The sequence below is a fragment of the Zobellella sp. DQSA1 genome (assembly GCF_041950555.1).
Classification (GTDB): Bacteria; Pseudomonadota; Gammaproteobacteria; order Enterobacterales; family Aeromonadaceae; genus Oceanimonas.
Genome location: NZ_CP169531.1, coordinates 633,206 through 651,126, shown reverse-complemented (window position 1 = coordinate 651,126; position 17,921 = coordinate 633,206). Strand labels below are relative to the sequence as shown.

At 63.3% G+C, this 17,921-nt stretch carries 16 protein-coding genes; all 16 read right to left on the bottom strand.

The window, feature by feature from the left end; translation table 11 throughout:
* Positions 1 to 8: 8 nt before the first annotated feature.
* Positions 9 to 866: a M23 family metallopeptidase gene (locus tag ACEVBK_RS03165; RefSeq protein WP_375057157.1), complete on the bottom strand. Its 858-nt coding sequence runs from the start codon at positions 864 to 866 to the stop codon at positions 9 to 11.
* Between the two features lie 67 nt (positions 867 to 933).
* Entirely contained in the window at positions 934 to 1,857 is a 924-nt protein-coding gene (gene lpxC / locus ACEVBK_RS03160) for a UDP-3-O-acyl-N-acetylglucosamine deacetylase (protein WP_375057156.1), read from the bottom strand.
* Between the two features lie 96 nt (positions 1,858 to 1,953).
* Complete coding sequence (ftsZ, locus tag ACEVBK_RS03155) at positions 1,954 to 3,093, bottom strand: cell division protein FtsZ (protein WP_375057155.1); 1,140 nt, start codon at positions 3,091 to 3,093, stop codon at positions 1,954 to 1,956.
* 41 nt (positions 3,094 to 3,134) lie between these two features.
* The gene (gene ftsA, locus ACEVBK_RS03150; protein WP_202082955.1) at positions 3,135 to 4,391 is read right to left on the bottom strand and encodes a cell division protein FtsA; all 1,257 of its coding nucleotides are present in this window, start codon (positions 4,389 to 4,391) and stop codon (positions 3,135 to 3,137) included.
* Positions 4,351 to 5,118, bottom strand: coding sequence for a cell division protein FtsQ/DivIB (locus ACEVBK_RS03145; protein ID WP_375057154.1), 768 nt, complete (start codon positions 5,116 to 5,118; stop codon positions 4,351 to 4,353). Before ACEVBK_RS03145 ends, ftsA begins: the two co-directional genes overlap by 41 nt.
* Position 5,119: 1 nt before the next feature.
* Positions 5,120 to 6,037 (bottom strand): D-alanine--D-alanine ligase, encoded by a 918-nt coding sequence (locus ACEVBK_RS03140; protein WP_375057153.1) that lies wholly within the window; start codon positions 6,035 to 6,037, stop codon positions 5,120 to 5,122.
* A complete protein-coding gene (gene murC, locus ACEVBK_RS03135) occupies positions 6,034 to 7,497 on the bottom strand; it encodes a UDP-N-acetylmuramate--L-alanine ligase (protein WP_375057152.1) in 1,464 nt (487 codons plus the stop codon). Before murC ends, ACEVBK_RS03140 begins: the two co-directional genes overlap by 4 nt.
* A 13-nt stretch (positions 7,498 to 7,510) precedes the next feature.
* Positions 7,511 to 8,584, bottom strand: a complete 1,074-nt coding sequence (murG, locus tag ACEVBK_RS03130) for an undecaprenyldiphospho-muramoylpentapeptide beta-N-acetylglucosaminyltransferase (protein WP_375057151.1) — start codon at positions 8,582 to 8,584, stop codon at positions 7,511 to 7,513.
* Entirely contained in the window at positions 8,581 to 9,756 is a 1,176-nt protein-coding gene (ftsW, locus tag ACEVBK_RS03125; RefSeq protein WP_375057150.1) for a cell division protein FtsW, read from the bottom strand. The genes murG and ftsW overlap by 4 nt, the downstream gene beginning before the upstream one ends.
* Positions 9,753 to 11,051, bottom strand: coding sequence for a UDP-N-acetylmuramoyl-L-alanine--D-glutamate ligase (gene murD, locus ACEVBK_RS03120; protein WP_375057149.1), 1,299 nt, complete (start codon positions 11,049 to 11,051; stop codon positions 9,753 to 9,755). Before murD ends, ftsW begins: the two co-directional genes overlap by 4 nt.
* Before the next feature lie 3 nt (positions 11,052 to 11,054).
* Positions 11,055 to 12,137, bottom strand: a complete 1,083-nt coding sequence (gene mraY / locus ACEVBK_RS03115) for a phospho-N-acetylmuramoyl-pentapeptide-transferase (protein WP_375057148.1) — start codon at positions 12,135 to 12,137, stop codon at positions 11,055 to 11,057.
* Positions 12,131 to 13,471 carry a UDP-N-acetylmuramoyl-tripeptide--D-alanyl-D-alanine ligase gene (murF, locus tag ACEVBK_RS03110; protein WP_375057146.1) on the bottom strand — a complete coding sequence of 447 codons (1,341 nt, stop codon included), beginning with the start codon at positions 13,469 to 13,471 and terminating at the stop codon, positions 12,131 to 12,133. Before murF ends, mraY begins: the two co-directional genes overlap by 7 nt.
* Positions 13,468 to 14,940, bottom strand: a complete 1,473-nt coding sequence (murE, locus tag ACEVBK_RS03105; RefSeq protein WP_375057145.1) for a UDP-N-acetylmuramoyl-L-alanyl-D-glutamate--2,6-diaminopimelate ligase — start codon at positions 14,938 to 14,940, stop codon at positions 13,468 to 13,470. Before murE ends, murF begins: the two co-directional genes overlap by 4 nt.
* Positions 14,924 to 16,669, bottom strand: coding sequence for a penicillin-binding transpeptidase domain-containing protein (locus tag ACEVBK_RS03100; RefSeq protein WP_375057144.1), 1,746 nt, complete (start codon positions 16,667 to 16,669; stop codon positions 14,924 to 14,926). Before ACEVBK_RS03100 ends, murE begins: the two co-directional genes overlap by 17 nt.
* Complete coding sequence (ftsL, locus tag ACEVBK_RS03095) at positions 16,666 to 16,977, bottom strand: cell division protein FtsL (RefSeq protein WP_375058503.1); 312 nt, start codon at positions 16,975 to 16,977, stop codon at positions 16,666 to 16,668. Before ftsL ends, ACEVBK_RS03100 begins: the two co-directional genes overlap by 4 nt.
* Positions 16,977 to 17,921: a 16S rRNA (cytosine(1402)-N(4))-methyltransferase RsmH gene (gene rsmH / locus ACEVBK_RS03090; RefSeq protein WP_375057143.1), complete on the bottom strand. Its 945-nt coding sequence runs from the start codon at positions 17,919 to 17,921 to the stop codon at positions 16,977 to 16,979. The genes ftsL and rsmH overlap by 1 nt, the downstream gene beginning before the upstream one ends.

Below are 17,921 nucleotides of genomic sequence, written 5' to 3'. Positions count from 1 at the left end.
CCGAAAAACTAGTTGGGCAGGAACCGCACCGGATCCAGCTGCTTGTTCCCTTTCAGTACTTCGTAATGCAAATGAACCCCGGTTGCCCGGCCGGTCCGCCCCATCAGGGCGATATGCTGGCCCTTGTCCACATAGTCACCGACCTCGACCAGCTTGGTATCCACGTGAGCATAACGGGTCACCCAGCCCTGGCCATGATTGATCTCAACCAAGCCGCCGAAAGCGGGGTGATGATCCACGGTGCTGACCACGCCGGCGGCGGTGGCGGCGATCGGCTGCCCCAGTTTACCGGAAAAATCCACCCCCTTGTGCCAGCGCGCCCGGCCCGTGAAGGGATCCCGGCGCTGGCCGAAACCGGAGCTCAGGCGGGCGGTACCATCGGGCACCGGGTGCCCCTGGATCTGGGTAATCTCGTTTATATGGAGATTAAGCAGCAGAGATTCAAGGGCAGCCAGGGTCATGCCATATTCCCGGGACTGCACCGACAACTGGGCCAGTCCCTGATGCAGCTCGGAAAAACCGTTGAAAGGGCGTTTGAGCAGGTTGGGATCCAGTCGTTGCAGGCTGATCTCATCGCTCAGGTCATAATCGGTCACCAAGCGCTGGCCGACGGCGGACAGTTGCCCCAGATCCGCCTGCAGCTGGCCCAAGCGCTGGCCGATCCGTTGCAGTTGTTGTTGCTGGCTGCGCTGCTGCTGCTCCAGTTGGCGGGCGAGTTGCAGGTTTTGCTGCTGGCTGCCTTGCCATTGGCTGTACAGGTACAGGGCCAGCGGCAACTGGAACAGGGCCACGGCCACGAAAAACCGGTAAAACGGGAGGCGGGAAGCCGCCTTGGGAGCAGAAACGATAGCGGGATTGGTCATCATGTACACTACAGAGGAAAAAAACAAAACACGCCGGCGCGGAGAGAATACCGGCGTGTTCAGGGTCGGATCAAGCGGGGTTGAACGCGCTGTCGTAGTAACGAATCGGCGATTCGGCGCCCTGTTCGTCAAAGGTCACGACTTCCCAGGCATCCGCCTTGGCCAGCATGGCTCGCAGCAGGCTGTTGTTCAGGGCATGGCCGGTCTTGTAAGCACGGAACTCCCCCAGGATACTGTGGTTGCACATATAGAGGTCGCCGATGGCGTCCAGCATCTTGTGCTTGACGAACTCGTTGGGGTAGCGCAGGCCATCTTCGTTCAGTACCTTGTAGTCATCCAGCACCACGGCATTTTCCAGGCTGCCACCCAGGGCCAGGTTCTGGGAGTGCAGGTACTCGATGTCGCGCATGAAGCCGAAAGTCCGCGCCCGGCTCAGCTCCTTGACAAAAGCCGCACCGGAGAAATCCAGCACCAGATGCTGGCTCTGGCCTTCGAACACCGGATGCTTGAAGTCGATGGTCAGATCCATCTTGAAACCGCCGCGATAAGGCCGGAACTCGGCCCATTTGTCGCCGTCTTCTACCCGTACCGGCTTTTTGATGCGAATAAAGCGCTTGAGCGCGTTCAGCTCGCGGATGCCGCCGGACTGGAGCAGGTAGATGAAGGGGTGGGAGCTGCCGTCCATCACCGGCACCTCGGGTGCGTCCACCTCGATATAGAGGTTGTCGATGCCGAGGCCCGCCAGCGCCGCCGACAGGTGCTCGATGGTCGACACGCGCACACCCTGCTCGTTGACCAGTGCGGTGCAGAGCATGGTGTCCTTGACCAGAGCAGCATCGGCCCGGATCTCGACTTGCGGATCCAGATCGGTACGACGAAACACTATACCTGTGTTGGCCGGCGCCGGTACAAAAGTCATCTGTACCTTGTGCCCGGAATGCAGACCGATTCCGGTGGCCCGCACGGTATTCTTAAGGGTTCGTTGTCTAATCATAAGGTTATCCGCCAGTAAAAAGGCCCGGTCCGAACCAAATTCAATTGGTCAGACATGCTAGCACAATAATCCGCCTACGCCAATTGAGAGCCTTTCTCAGTCGGCCTGCTTGCGCAAGAACGCCGGAATATCCAGGTAATCCAGTTCGGACTTGGCCTGAGTGCTGTCGGCGTTGACCACCAGCTTGCCGGCCTGCTCCTCACGCGGGGTATCCACCCGACGCATGCCGTTGTCGTCCCGGCTGCTGCCGGACTTCACCAGGGTGATATCGGGCTTACGCTCGGCGCCGATACCGGTAGCCACCACGGTGACCCGCAGTTCGTCGGTGATTTCCGGATCCAGTACCGTACCCACCACCACTGTGGCGTTTTCGGAGGCGAAGGCCTTGACCGCGTTACCCACGGTTTCGAACTCTTCGATGGTCATGTCGAGGCCGGCGGTGATGTTCACCAGTATGCCGCGGGCGCCGGCCAGATCCACGTCTTCCAGCAGCGGGCTGGAGATGGCTTTTTCGGCGGCCTCCTCGGCGCGGTCCTCACCGGTGGCGCTGCCGGTACCCATCATGGCGGTCCCCATTTCCCGCATCACGGTGCGCACGTCGGCAAAGTCGACGTTGATAAGCCCGGGACGGGTGATCAGTTCGGCAATACCCTGTACCGCGCCCAGCAGCACGTTGTTGGCGGCCTTGAAGGCGTCCAGCAGGGAAATGCCGCGGCCCAGCACCTTCAGCAGCTTGTCGTTGGGAATGGTGATCAGCGAGTCGACGTGCTTGGCCAGCTCGTTGATGCCCTGCTGGGCGTAGTTCATCCGCTTCTTGCCTTCGAAGGCAAAGGGCTTGGTTACCACCGCCACCGTGAGGATGCCCAGCTCCTTGGCCACTTCCGCCACCACGGGAGCAGCCCCGGTACCGGTCCCCCCACCCATGCCAGCGGCGATGAACACCATGTCGGCGCCGTCCAGCAGGTCGCGAATGGCGTCCTTGTCTTCCAGCGCCGCATCCCGGCCCACTTCCGGATTGGCACCGGCCCCCAGCCCCTTGGTGATGGCTCCACCCACCTGCAGGGTAGTGTCGGCGCTGGAATTACGCAGAGCCTGGGCATCGGTATTGATGGCCAGGAACTCCACCCCTTCCAGGTTCTCGCGCACCATGTGCTCGACCGCGTTGCCGCCGCCGCCGCCCACGCCCACCACCTTAATGACAGCTTCCTGCTCGTGATCATTCATCAATTCAAACATAAGACTCTCTCCGCTTTGCTCTTGGTTGATTCCTGCCAAGATTAAAATTCGCCACGCAGCCAGTTGCCGACCCGTTTCAGCAGCCCGGTCACACTGGCCTTGTTGTTGTAGTCCTGTTGAGGCATGGATTGATGCTCCCGGCCGTAGTGCAACAGCCCCACGGCGGTGGAGTACACCGGTGTCTCAACATAATCCGATAATCCTTTCACCCCGGCCGGCTGGCCGATACGCACCTGGCATTGGAAAATCTGCTCCGCGCATTCCACCAGCCCCTCGATTTGGGCCGCGCCGCCGGTGAGTACCAGACCGGCGGCCAGCTGGTGCTTGACGCCGGCCTTCTTCAGCTCACTCTGAACCTTGCTCAACTCCTGGTTGATCATGCCGAGCAGTTCGCTGTAGCGGGGCTCTATCACCTCGGCCAGGGTCTGCCGCTGCAGACTGCGAGCCGGGCGGCCGCCCACGCTGGGCACTTCTATGGTATCTTCCTTGCTCACCAGGCGGCTGAAGGCGCAGCCATGCCGCACCTTGATCGCTTCCGCATCGAGCGGCGGCGTGCCGAAGGCATAGGCGATATCGCTGGTGACGGTGCTACCCGCATAGGGGATCACCTTGGTATGACGCAGGGCGCCGCCGGTAAACACCGCCATGTCCATGGTGCCACCACCGATATCGACTACGCATACACCCAGCTCTTTCTCATCGTCGGTCAGCACCGCATAACTGGATGCCAGCGCGCTGAAAATAAGCTGGTCTACTCGCAGGCCCAACCGTTCCACGCATTTTTCGATATTACGCGCCATGTCGTTGTGGCAGGTGATCAGGTGCACCTTGGCGTGCATACGCACTCCCGACAGGCCGATGGGATTCTTGATCCCCTCCTGAAAATCGATGGAAAACTCCTGGGGCAGCACATGCAGCACCCGGTGTTCATCGGACAACCGTACCGACTTGGCGGTATGGATGACGTTGTCCACGTCTTCCTGTGTCACTTCTTCGTCGGAAATCGGCACCATACCGGTCTCGTTCCGGCATTCGATATGTTTGCCCGACAACCCCAGATAGACGGAGGTAATCTGGCAGTCCGCCATCATCTCGGCTTCATCCACCGCCCGTTTCAGCGACTTGACCACCGACTCGAGATCGTTCACGCCCCCTTTGTCCATTCCCTTGGAAGAGTGGCTGCCGAGGCCGATGATGTTCAGATCGCCGTCCGGCAGCACTTCCCCCACCAGGGCTGTTACCTTGGCCGTGCCGATATCAAGCCCGACGATCAGATTTCGTTCCGCGCTCTTGGTCATTATCAGTCTCTTCGTCCTGCTTCCATCCCACTGCCAACCCGGTATCGTAGCGCAGGTCGAGATAAGCCACTCGCTCCCGCTCCGCGATGCCCGGATAGACATCAATAAATCGTTGTAATCGGGCCTCGATATCGTCCCGTCCCAGCAGCAGCCGCAGCCCATTGGACAGGGTCAGTTCCCAGGAGCGCCGAGGCGTCAGGTGCACCCGGGCCAGGTTGTAGCCCCGAGGCTGCAAAAATCGCTGCAAGGCCCGATATTCTTCCAGTACCCGAGCCGCGTCTTCATCCGGCCCGGACAGGGATACCAACTCCAGCTCGCCGTGATCGGCCTCGAATATTTCGCCATGGGCGTTGACCATGGCGTCCTGGTTCCACAAGGCCGCTACCGGCTGCTCCACGATATAGACCCGCAGGGTGTCGGGCCACTGCTTGCGCACCGATGCCTGGTAGACCCAGGGCAACGACAGCAGCTGTTGCTGCACCCGGTCGACTTCCAGGGCAAAAAAATTGCCCACTTCCGGCAACTCCAGAACCGACTCGCGAACCTGATCCCGGCTCAGATAGCGGTGCTCTCCCTGGATCAGCAGGCTGTTCACCGGCATCTGGTTGGCCGCGGTCATCCACATCACCAGCAGCCACAGGCCCCACAGCAGGGCCGACAGCACCGTCAGGAAAAAGGCCAGGCCGCCGATGAACTCCAGCCGGGTGCGGGTCGCGACAGAGGCCATATCAGTACGCCATCTCCAGCACCCTGACCACCAACTGGTCGAAGGACAGGCCGGCCACCTTCGCCGCCTTGGGCACCAGGCTGGTTTCGGTCATGCCCGGCACCGTATTAACTTCCAGCAACCACCACCGCCCCTGTTTGTCCCGCATCAGGTCGACCCGGCCCCAGCCGCTGGCGGCCACCGCCTTGAACGCCGCCACACTGAGTGCACCCAGCTCCCGTTCATCTTCCTCGTTCAGTCCGCAAGGGCAGAGATATTCGGTATCGCCGGACTGATACTTGGCGGAATAATCATAAAAATCGTGGGGCGTGCGCAAACGGATGGCCGGCAGGGCATGCTCGCCCAGGATACTGACGGTATACTCGTCACCGTCGATAAAACTCTCGAGCAGCACCTCGTCGTCGAACTTGAACGCCTCGGCGATGGCCGTGGCCAGGGTAGCGGCATCGGTGGCCTTGGTCATGCCGATGCTGGAACCCTCGTGGGACGGTTTGACGAATACCGGCCCACGGAACTGGGCCAGCAGCACCGCTGCATCCCCCGCATTGAAGTCGTTTTTATGTACCACCCGAAACTCGGCGGTGGGCAGTCCCATCGCCTGCCACACCTGTTTGGTGCGGATCTTGTCCATCGCCAGGGCGGCACCCAGCACCCGGGAGCCGGTGTAGGGAAGGCCCAAGTGTTCCAGGGCTCCCTGCAGGGTACCGTCTTCCCCGCCTCGGCCGTGCACCACGATAAAGGCGCGATCGAAGCCTTCGTCCTTCAGCCGGGCCAGCGGATAGTCGCGGGTATCGATGCCGTGGGCATCCACCCCGGCTCGTTCCAGACCAGCCAGCACGGCCGCCCCGGAGCGCAGAGAGACTTCCCGTTCGGCGGAGCGCCCACCATACAACACCGCCACTTTACCGAACTGACTCATACCTGTTCTCCCTGTTGTTTCATCGTTTCAATCGACAACCGCAGTTGACCGAGCTTACGCGCCAGCCCGCCCACATTGCCGGCCCCCTGGGTCAGCACCAGATCCCCCTCCTGCAGCAATTCCGCCAGCACCATCGGCACCTCGTCCGGAGTGGCTACATAAATGGGCTCCATATGACCACGACTGCGGATGGAGCGACACAGGGCCCGGCTGTCGGCGCCGGGAATGGGGGCTTCGCCGGCACTGTACACTTCCAGCAGGATCAGTACATCGCTTTTCGACAGCACCTCGACAAAATCCTCGTACAGATCCCGGGTACGGCTGTAGCGGTGGGGCTGGTAGATGGTCACCAGCCGACGCTCGGGCCAACCGGCCCGCACCGCGTTCTGAGTGGCCCGCACCTCGCTCGGGTGATGACCGTAGTCGTCCACCAGCTTGACTCGTCCGCGACCGGTGTCGAACTCGCCATACTGCTGGAAACGCCTCCCCACCCCCTCGAACCTGGCCAGGGCCGCCAGAATGGCATCATCGCCGATACCGTCCTCGCAGGCGACGGCGACGGCGGCGGCGGCATTCTGGGCATTGTGGCGACCGGGCAGGTTGAGTTGGACGTCCAGGCAACTGCCGTCGGGACGGCATACCCTGAAGGTGCTGTGATCCTGTTGCTGGCTAAAATCCTCCACCCGGTAGTCGGCGTCCTCGGCAAAGCCGTAGGTGACGAACTGGCGCCCCAGGCGTGGCAACAGTTCACGCACTACGGGGTCGTCGACACAGAGTACCGCCAGGCCGTAGAAGGGCAGGTTATGCAGGAAATCGATGAAAGTGCCTTCCAGCTTGCTGAAGTCACCGCCATAGGTATCCATATGATCCGCTTCGATATTGGTGACGATGGACACCATGGGCTGCAGATGCAGGAAAGAAGCATCGCTCTCATCGGCCTCGGCGATCAGGTAGCGGCTAGTGCCCAGGCGGGCATTGCAGCCGGCACTGTTGAGCAGGCCGCCGATGACGAAGGTGGGATCCATGCCCGCCTCGCCGTAGATGCTGGCCACCAGGCTGGTGGTGGTGGTCTTGCCGTGGGTGCCGGCCACCGCCACCCCATGACGGAAGCGCATCAGTTCGGCCAGCATCTCGGCCCGGCGTACCACCGGAATGCGCAGCTCCCGCGCCGCCAGCAGTTCGGGATTGTCGGCCCTGATGGCGGTGGACACCACCACCACGCTGGCGTCTTCCACCTGCTCGGCCGTGTGGCCCAGATAGATGGTGGCGCCCATGGCCGCTAACCGGTCGGTAACCGGGTTATAGGCGATATCGGAGCCGGAAATGGCATAGCCCTCATTGGCCAGCACCTCGGCAATACCGCCCATACCGGCACCGCCGATGCCGATAAAGTGGATCCGCCGTACCCGTCTCATCTCGGGTACTATGCTTCTGAGTTTTGCCAGTTCAACCTTGGTCATGCCATTCTCTCGTTTATTTCGCCAGCGAACGCAGGCAGTCCGCTACCCGCTCCGCCGCATCGGTAATCGCCAGTCCCCGGGCCTGGCTGGCCATGGCCAGCAGTTGTTCCCGGTTCCCGGTCAATTGCAGTAATTCCGCCGCCAACCCTTCGGCGTTCAATTCGGACTGGGGCAGCAACAAGGCCGCCCCATGGTCGGCCAGGGAGCGGGCGTTCTTGGTCTGATGGTCGTCCACCGCATGGGGCAAGGGCACAAAGATGGCCCCCAACCCGGCGGCGGCAACTTCCGATACCGTCAGGGCCCCGGCCCGGCACACTACCAGATCGGCGGCCCCGTAGGCCGCTGCCATATCGTCGATAAAATCGCTCACCTCGGCCTCGATGCCGAGGGCCTGATAGACGGCGCGCACCGCCTCGGCGTTGCCGCGGCCGGTCTGGTGCCGCACCCGGATGTTGCCGGCCTGGGCCACCGCCTCGGGAACGACATCATTCAGTACCTTGGCGCCCAGGCTGCCCCCCACCACCAGCAGCCGCAGCGGCTGGGGCGCAGTGTTGATCCGCTCGGCGGGCGCCGGCAAAGCCACCACTTCCGGCCGCACCGGGTTGCCGACCACAAGGGCGTGGTCGCCTGCGGTAAAGGCACCGGGAAAGGCCATCAGCACCCGCCGGGAAATCTTCGCCAGCAGGCGGTTGGTCAGGCCCGCGGCCGCGTTCTGCTCGTGCAGCACCAGGGGAATACCCGCCAGCCTGGCGGCCACGCCGCCGGGACCGGCGGCGAAGCCGCCCATGCCCAGCACCACCGCCGGCCTGACCCGGCGCAGCACCCGGCGCGCCTGGACGACGGCCTTCAGGATCTGGAAGGGCGCCAGCAACAGCCGCTTGAGGCCGTTGCCGCGTACCCCGGCAATATCGATGGTGTGCAGCGGATAACCGTGCTGGGGCACCAGTTGGGCCTCCATCCGCTCGGCGGTGCCGAGCCAGTGGATGGCCCAGCCTTCGGCCCTGAGCACATCGGCCACCGCCAGCCCCGGGAACACATGGCCGCCGGTGCCACCCGCCATCACCAACAGGGTCCTGCTGTTGCTCATAACGCCTCCCGCTGTCTGGCCTGCATATGATCCCGCCGCCACTCGAAGTCAATGCGCACCAGTATGGCCACGGCGGTGCTGATCACCAGCAGGCTGGAGCCGCCATAACTGACCAGGGGCAGGGTCAGCCCTTTGGTAGGCAGCAGGCCCGAGGCCGCGCCCACGTTGACCACCGTCTGGAAGCTGAACCAGATGCCGATGCCCATGGCCAGGTAGCCTTCGTACTGGCGTCCGCCCATCAGGACCTTCTGGCCGATGTGCAGCGCCTTGAACGCCAGCCAGGCCTGCAGCAGCAGTACCAGCAGTACCCCGGTGAAACCCAGTTCTTCGCCGAGGATGGCGAACACGAAGTCGGTGTGGGCCTCGGGCAGGTATTCCAGCTTCTGGATGGAATTGCCGAGTCCCTCGCCGAACCAGCCGCCGCGGCCGAACGCCATCAGCGACTGGGTCAACTGGTAGCCGCTACCGAAAGGATCTTCCCAGGGGTTGAGGAAAGAGGTTACCCGCCGCATCCGGTAGGGAGAAGTCACGATCAGGAAACCCACCAGGCCGAGGCCCAGCACGATCAGGCTGACAAACTGGCTCATGCGGGCGCCGGCCAGGAACAGCATGCCGATGGTGGTGACGAACAGCACCACCACCGACCCCAGATCCGGCTGCATCAGCAGCAGCACCGACATCACTCCCATCACCGCCAGGGGCTTGAGGAAACCTTTCCACTGTCCCCTGACTTCTTCCTGCTTGCGCACCAGGTATCCGGCCAGGAAGGTGAACAGGGCCAGCTTGGCGATTTCCGCCGGCTGCACGTTGATCGGCCCCAGCGCCAGCCAGCGGGTACTGCCGTTGATGTTGCGCCCCAGCAGCAATACCGCCACCAGCAACAGCAGCGCCAGGATCAGGAAGCTGCCGTTGAACTGCTGCCAGCGCACCATGGGCACCTGCAGCATCAGGCTGGCAAGCAGCAGGCAGATCAGCAGGAAGGCACCATGCCGCTTGACGAAATAGAAGGGGTCATCGCCGACGTTGATGCCCTCGGCGATGGAGGCGGACGACACCATCACCAGGCCGATGGCCATCAATGACAGCGCCAGTACCACCAGTTGGCGATCATAGATGAGCCCCTGGGAGGGACGCAGCAGCCAGTCGGTACCGAAAGAGGGCAGCAGCTTCATAGCGCCTCCACCAGGGCGACGAAGTGTTCACCCCGCGCCAGATAATTGGAGTACATGTCCAGGCTGGCGCAGGCCGGGGCGAGCAGCACCCAGTCGCCGGGAACGGCCTGTTCGGCGCACCAGGCCACTGCCCCGGGCAGGTCCTCTACTTCATGGGTGTTGGCGGCAAGCCGCAGCAAGGCGGCCCTGTCCTGGCCGAAGCAGGCCATGCCGGCGATACACTGTTCCAGCAGGGGCTTGAGCGGAGTGAAGTCCTGGCCCTTGCCCTGGCCGCCGGCAATCAGCCATAGCCGGCCGGGCACCACCTCCGCGACCCCGGCGATGGCCGCCAGGGTCGCACCCACATTGGTGGCCTTGGAATCGTTGAGCCAGCGCACGCCCTGCTTCTCGGCCACGAACTGGCAACGGTGGGGCAGGCCGCCGAAGCGACGCAGCACCTCGTTCTGGACGTCCCTGGGAATGCCCGCTTCGTCCGCCAGGGCCATGGCCGCCAAGGCATTGAGCTGGTTGTGGGCCCCCAGGATGCGCAGGGCCGCCACCGGCAGCACCGGCTCGCCATCTCGGCTCAGCCAGAGCTCACCCCGGTGCTGGACGCGGCCGTACTCTTGCGCGTCCAGGCCGAAACTGACCGCATTGACGGCGGCTGGAGGCCGGGTCTGGTCATCTTCCCGGTTGTAGACGCACAGCCCGGCGCCCTGATAGATGCCGAGTTTGGTATCCCGGTAGTGGGCCAGGGAGTCGTAGCGATCCAGGTGATCCTCGCTGATGTTGAGCACGGTGGCGGCCAGCGCCGCGAGCCCGGGCGTGGTTTCCAGCTGGAAGCTGGACAGTTCCAGCACCACAAGCTCCAGGGGCCCGGCCAGCAGCTCCAGGGCCGGAGTACCGATATTGCCGCCCACGCCCACCGCCAGCCCGGCGGCCCTGGCCATCTCGCCCACCAGGGTAGTAACGGTGCTCTTGCCGTTGGAGCCGGTGATGGCGATGACGGGCGCCTTGCATTCCCGCAGGAACAGCTCCACGTCGCCCACTATCTCCACCCCGGCGGCCCGGGCCTGCTGTATTGCGGGGGTCGCCAGGGGCACCCCGGGACTGATAATGAGCAAGTCCGCCGCCAGCAGGCTGGCGGCGTCGAGGGCGCCGAAATGACAGTCAAGACCGGGCGGCAGTTGCTCCGCCCCCGGCGGCCGGGCGCGGGTGTCCATCACCAGGGGACGGCACCCCCGGTCCAGGCAATAGCGCACACAGGAAAGTCCCGTCTGCCCCAACCCGATGATCACGATGCGCTCTGGTAACATGACTTATCTCACCTTGAGGGTAGCCAGGCCGATCAGTACCAGCATCAGGGTGATTATCCAAAAGCGGACTATCACCCTGGGCTCGGGCCAGCCTTTCAGCTCGTAATGGTGGTGTATGGGCGCCATGCGGAAAATCCGCTGGCCGCGCAGCTTGTAGGATCCCACCTGCAGGATCACCGACAAGGTCTCAATCACGAAGATGCCGCCCATGATCACCAGCAGGAATTCCTGGCGTACCAGCACGGCGATGGCGCCCAGGGCAGCCCCCAGGGCCAGGGAGCCCACGTCGCCCATGAATACCTGGGCCGGGAAGGTGTTGAACCAGAGGAAACCGAGTCCGGCCCCCACCATGGCGGTGCACACCACGGTCAGCTCGCCGGCGTGGGCCACATAGGGGATGTGCAGGTAGGCGGCGAAGTTGACGTTGCCGGTGGCCCAGGCCACCAGGGCGAAACCGGCCGCCACCATGACGGTGGGCATGATGGCCAGGCCGTCCAGCCCGTCGGTCAGGTTGACCGCGTTGCTGGAGCCGACGATCACGAAGTAGCTGAGTACGATGAACAGCAGCCCGAGCTGGGGCATGACATCCTTGAAGAAGGGCACCACCAGTTGGGTCTGGGCCGGATCCTTGGCAATCCAGTAAGCAAAGATGGCTGCCGCCAGGGCCGCCGCCGACTGCCAGAAGTATTTCCAGCGGGCGATCAGACCGTCGGTATTCTTGCGTACCACCTTGCGGTAATCATCGACGAAACCGATGGCACCGAAGGTCCCCAGCACGAACAACACCACCCAGACATAGGGGTTGGACAGCCGCGCCCACAGCAGCACCGAGACGAAGATGGCGATAAGAATCATCAGGCCGCCCATGGTCGGCGTGCCGGCCTTGCTGAAATGGGACTCGGGTCCGTCGTTGCGCACCACCTGACCTATCTGCAGCATCTGCAGACGGCGGATCAGCCGTGGTCCTATCCACAGGGACACGAAAAGTCCGGTCAGGATGGAAATCACCGCCCTGAAGGTCAGATAGGAGAAAACATTGAAAAAGCTGAAATGGGGGGTCAGCCATTCCGCCAGCCAGACTAGCATGCCTCACCCTCCTGAATGGCCCGGACGATGTCTTCCATCCGGGCACTGCGCGCACCTTTTACCAAAACCACCACCTTATTATGCTGTGCCAGCGCTTGAGCCAGTTCAGGCCACAACTGCTGCTTCTGTTCAAAATGCCGGCCCTGGGCGGCCGTTGCCGTATGCTTGCTGTCCCGGCCCACGGTCAGCACCAGGTCGATGCCGAGTCTGCGGGCATGCTCACCCACCTGGACATGCATGTCCTTGCTGTAGTCGCCCAGCTCGGCCATGTCGCCGAACACGAAAATACGGTAGCCGGGCAAACTGGCCAGGGTATCCAGCCCTGCCAGCACAGAGGCGACGCTGGCATTATAAGTATCATCAAGTACCGTCAAGCCAGCTCGCGTCCACAGCTGCAGCCGGCCCTTGGCAGAGCCGAACCGGCCCAGGCCGGCGGCAATCTCCTCCAGGCTGGCGCCCAACGCTTCGGTGGCCGCCGCCGCCGCCAGGGCATTGGCCACGTGGTGCCTGCCGGGCACCGGCAGCTGTACCGCCACTTCCCCCTTGGGAGTCAACAGGCGAAAGTGGGCACATCCCGTCTTGTCCAGGCCGACCTGGCGGGCTTCGTATTCCCGATGCTCGCCGAAGTAGACCAGAGGATGTTTTTCCTTCCACAGGGTGCAGAAGGGACTGTCGCCGTTGGCGATGGCCACGCCGCCCGGCTCCAGGCCGTCGTAGATCTCACCCTTGGCCCGGGCGATCCCCTCGAGGGAGCCGAACCCTTCGAGGTGGGAGGCTTCCACGTTGTTGATCAGGGCCACATGGGGCTTGGTCAGCGAACTGGTCCAGGCGATCTCGCCGATATGGTTGGCACCCAGCTCCACCACCGCGAATTCGGTGTCCGGGGTCAGTTCGCACAGGGTCAGGGGCACACCGATTTCATTATTGAGGTTGCCCCGGGTGGCCAGCACCAGGCCTTTCTGGCGCAGTATCGCCGCCGCCATCTCCTTGACCGTGGTCTTGCCACAGCTGCCGGTAATGGCCAGCACCCGTGCCCGGCTCTGCTCCCGCACCTGGCCGCCCAGTACGCCCAGCGCCAGCCGGGTATCGGCCACCTTGATCTGGGGCAGACTCAGCTCCAGCCAGCGCTCCACCAGCAGGGCCGCCGCGCCCTGGTCCGCCGCCTGGGCGGCGAAGTCATGGCCGTCGAAACGTTCGCCGGCCAGGGCCACGAACAGGCAGCCGGCGGCCATGGGCTGGCGGCTGTCAGTGGTGACCGCCAGAATGGCGCCATCGGCGCCGCGTAACTCGCCACCGGAGGCCAGGGCCAGTTGGCTAAGGCTGAGCGGGATCACGCGACCACCCCCAGCAGGGCGGCCACGGTTTCCCGATCGCTGTAATGTACTTTGTGAGTACCCACTATCTGATAATCCTCATGGCCTTTGCCAGCTACCAAAATAATATCGTCCGCCTCCGCCTGCTCGATGGCGTGGCGGATAGCCTCCGCCCGCGAGTGGATCACCAGGGCCGCTCCCGGTTCGAGCAATCCCCGGCGCATATCCTCGACAATAACCTCGGCCGATTCGGTGCGGGGGTTGTCGTCGGTCAGCAGCAGCACATCTGCGCCGGCTTCCGCCGCCGCGGCCATCAACGGCCGCTTGCCCTTGTCCCGATCGCCGCCGCATCCCACCAGACACCACAGACGGCCCCGGCAATGCTGACGCAGCGCCTGCAATACCTGTTCCAGAGCATCCGGGGTATGGGCATAGTCCACCACCACCAGCGGTTTGCCGGGTGCGCTAAAGGGTTCCATCCGCCCGGCTACCCCGGACAATCGGGGAGCCGTGGACAGCAGCGATTCAAACGACTCGCCCATGGCCAGCAGACTCGCCATCGCCGCCAGCAGGTTGGCCACGTTGAAACGCCCCATCAGGGGGGCGGATAATACACCATTCCCCCAGTCGGAGTTAATGGTCACTTTCAACCCGCCACCATAAAAATGCACCGTCTCCGCCACCAACTGACGGCCGCCAAAATCCGCCAACCGGCCGTGCAGGCTGTAGGCAATGGCATCCGGGTATGAACGCAACCAACGCCGTCCCACCACGTCGTCGGCGTTGATCACCCGGGCCTTGCGGCAGAGCTCGAACAGCTGGCGCTTGGCCTCGCCGTATTCGGCCATGGTGCCGTGATAATCCAGATGATCCCGACTCAGGTTGGTAAACGCTGCCACGTCAAAATCCAGCGCAGCCACCCGGTGCTGATGCAGGCCATGGGAAGAGACTTCCATCGCCACCCGCTTGGCACCCGCCGCCAGTTGGGTAGCCAGTTGGCCCTGAACTTCCAGTGCCGAGCCGGTGGTATTGATCGCCTGCTGCAGCCGACCGTAGAGCCCGTTGCCCAGGGTACCCATGACCCCGGCCTGGGTGCCGAGCAGGCAACTCCAGTTGGCAATGAGCTGGGTGACGGTGCTCTTGCCGTTGGTGCCGGTTACCCCCACCAGTTGCAGATCGGCGGAGGGGTCGCCATAGAAGACCCCGGCCAGCAACGACAGCTGCCGGGGCAACTCATAGACGCCGAGCAACCGATGATCCCGGTGATCCAGCCCGGCCTGTTCCGGGCTGTCCACTTCAAACATCACCGCCGCCGCCCCCAGCGACAGGGCCTGCTCGATAAAGTGACGGCCATCCACACTGAGTCCCTGGACCGCGATAAACAGGCACCCCGGCCGGACAGCCCGGCTGTCGAGACTGATGGCGTCGATGGCGATGGCCGGAGCGGACAGCCCCAGGGGCACCGCCAGATCTCTAAGTGTGAGGGCCACGCTTCGCCTCCTGTCCTGCCAGCTGGAACTGTTCCTGGGTCGCCGCATCGGGGCGGATATTCAATAACTGCAGGGCGCCGCTCATTACCTCGGCAAACACCGGTGCCGCCACCTGGCCGCCGTAGTACTGATCGCCCTGGGGCTCGTTGATCACCACCACCATCGCCAAGCGGGGGTTGCTGACCGGCGCCATGCCGGCGAAAACGCCGACGTAGTCGCTGCCATAGCCGCCGGCGATGGCCTTGCGCGAGGTGCCGGTCTTGCCGGCCACCCGGTAGCCGGGAATGGCCGCCTGGCGGGCGGTACCGCCCGGTCCGATCACGCTTTCCATCATGTTCAGCACGTCGTTTGCGTGCTGGCGTGGTATCACCTGCTCGCCCACCGGCGGCTGGCTGCGCTTGACGATGGTCAGGGGGTAACGCACCCCGCCATTGGCCAGCACCGCGTAGGACTGTGCCAGTTGCAGTGGCGTCACCGTGACTCCGTAGCCGAACGACAGGGTCGCCTTTTCGATATCCGACCAGCGCCGGCGCTGGGGCACCATACCGGTACTCTCACCCACCAGTCCCATGCCGGAATCGATCCCCAGGCCGAAGCGGTAGAGGGTATCGAGCAACTGCTCGGGGGTTTCCTGCAACGCCATCCGCACCATACCCATGTTGGAGGAACGCTGGAGCACGGTTTCCACGCTGATGGCGCCCAGGTTGCGGGTATCGGACACCCGTTTGCCCCCCAGCCGCACCCAGCCCGGGCTGGTGTCGATGATCGAGTCCGCCCGGACAATGCCGTTTTCCAAGGCACTGACCACGATCAGCGGCTTCAGGGTAGACCCCGGTTCATAGGTATCGGTCACCGCCCGGTTGCGGGCCCGGAAGCTTTGGTACTGGCCCCGGTTGTTGGGGTTGAAAGAGGGGGTGTTGACCATCGCCAGCACTTCCCCGGTTTTCACGTCCAGCATCACCAGCGAAGCGGACGTGGCCCGGTGAAATTCCGAGGCCCGCTTGAGCGAACGGTAGGCCAGGGCCTGGATGCGCTGATCGATGGTCAGGTGAATGTGATTGGCCTCGCGTCCTTCCGACACCACCCCCAGATCTTCGACAACCCGGCCGGTCCTGTCCTTGCGTACCTTGCGTTCACCGGGTTGGGCGGTCAGCCATTCGTTAAAGCCGCGTTCTATGCCTTCGATACCGCTGCCATCGATATTGGTCATGCCCACCAGATGGGCATTGATTTCGCCGGTGGGATAGAAACGACGCTCCTCCGGCCGCAAATGGACTCCTGGCAGACGGAGCTTGCGGATATATTCGGCCACCGCCGGGGTCACCTGGCGCTGCAGGTAAACGAAGCGGCGCTTGGGATCCTGTACCCGGGCCAGCAGGGTTTCTCTCGGCACCCCCAGTACCTCGGCCAGGGCCTGCCAGGCCTGTTCCTTCTGCAGACTCTGCTCTTCATGGATCTGCTTGGGATCGGCCCATACCGCCTGCACCGGCACCGACACGGCCAGTTCCTCACCGTTGCGATCCATGATCATGCCGCGAGCCGTACTGCTGACCGCGGTACGCAGGGAGCGCAAATCCCCCTCCATCCGCAGCCGATCCGGTGACACCACCTGGATCCAGGCCGCTCGGGCAAAGAGCGCCACGAAGGCAAGCAGGATCACGCCGCAGACGGTCAGGAAACGCCATCCGACCAGCATGGGTTCTTTCTTGGTTGTCTTGCGCCGTGTCATCGTTGTGTCACCAGTTTTTCCTGGGCCGGCGCCGGACGACGCATGCCGAGCTTGTCTCGGGCCAAGGCTTCTATCCGGCTGTGCTCCATCAGGGTATTTTGCTCCAGCAGCAGGTGCCGCCATTCGATATCCAGCCGATCCTGCTCCGCCATCAACTCGTTATATTCACTGGTCAACTGGCGGGTACCGTGGGTCACCACTATCACCGTCAACGCCGACCCCAGAGTCAACAGCGCCAGCAGCAGCTGCCATTTGTGCCGTAACAGATCCTGACCGATTTCTCTGGTCAGGTTGATGCGCCCGTCGATCACGCCGACGTCTCCAGGCGCTCCGCCACCCGCAGCACCGAACTGCGCGCCCGCGGATTGGCCTCCACTTCCGCCGCCGAAGGCTTCTGCGCCCTGCCGATGCTCTTCAATAACCGGCCACCGGCCAACTGGGCCTCGGTGAGTGGCAGACCGGGCGGTACCTCGGGGCCCTTCTCCTGTTTGCGGATAAAGTGCTTGACCAGACGATCCTCCAGGGAGTGAAAACTGATCACCGACAACCGGCCGCCGGGTGCCAGCACCTGCAAGGCACCGTTCAGTGCCTGTTCGATTTCTTCCAGCTCGCTGTTGATGTAGATGCGGATAGCCTGGAAACTGCGGGTGGCCGCATGCTTGTTCTTCTCCCGGCTGGGACTGACCCGGGCGATCATCTCCGCCAGTTGTCGGGTACGGGTAAAGGGGGTCTGTTGCCGGTCGTGGACGATGGCACGGGCAATCTTGCGAGCAAACTTTTCTTCGCCGAAGGTCTTCAGTACCCAGACGATGTCGGCTTCATCCGCGTGGGCCAGCCAGTCGGCAGCACTCTGACCGCAGGTAGGATCCATGCGCATGTCGAGCGGGCCGTCCTTCTGGAAGCTGAAGCCACGTTCGGCCTGGTCGAGCTGGGGGGAAGACACCCCCAGATCGAGCAGGACGCCATCAATGCGCCCCGTCAGTCCTTCCGCTTCCACCATCTGGGCCAGGCGGGAAAAAGGGCCGTGCAATATCATGAAACGGGGATCCGTTATGCTCCTGGCTTCGGCAATGGCCTGGGGATCCCGGTCGATGGCCAGCAGGCGACCATTGGGGCCGAGTTGAGACAGAATGTGACGGGAATGACCGCCCCGGCCGAAGGTACCGTCGACATAGATGCCGTCCGGGTTAATATTCAAGCCGGCCACTGCCTCGTCCAGCAATACGGTGATGTGTGCCTGTTGTTGACTCAT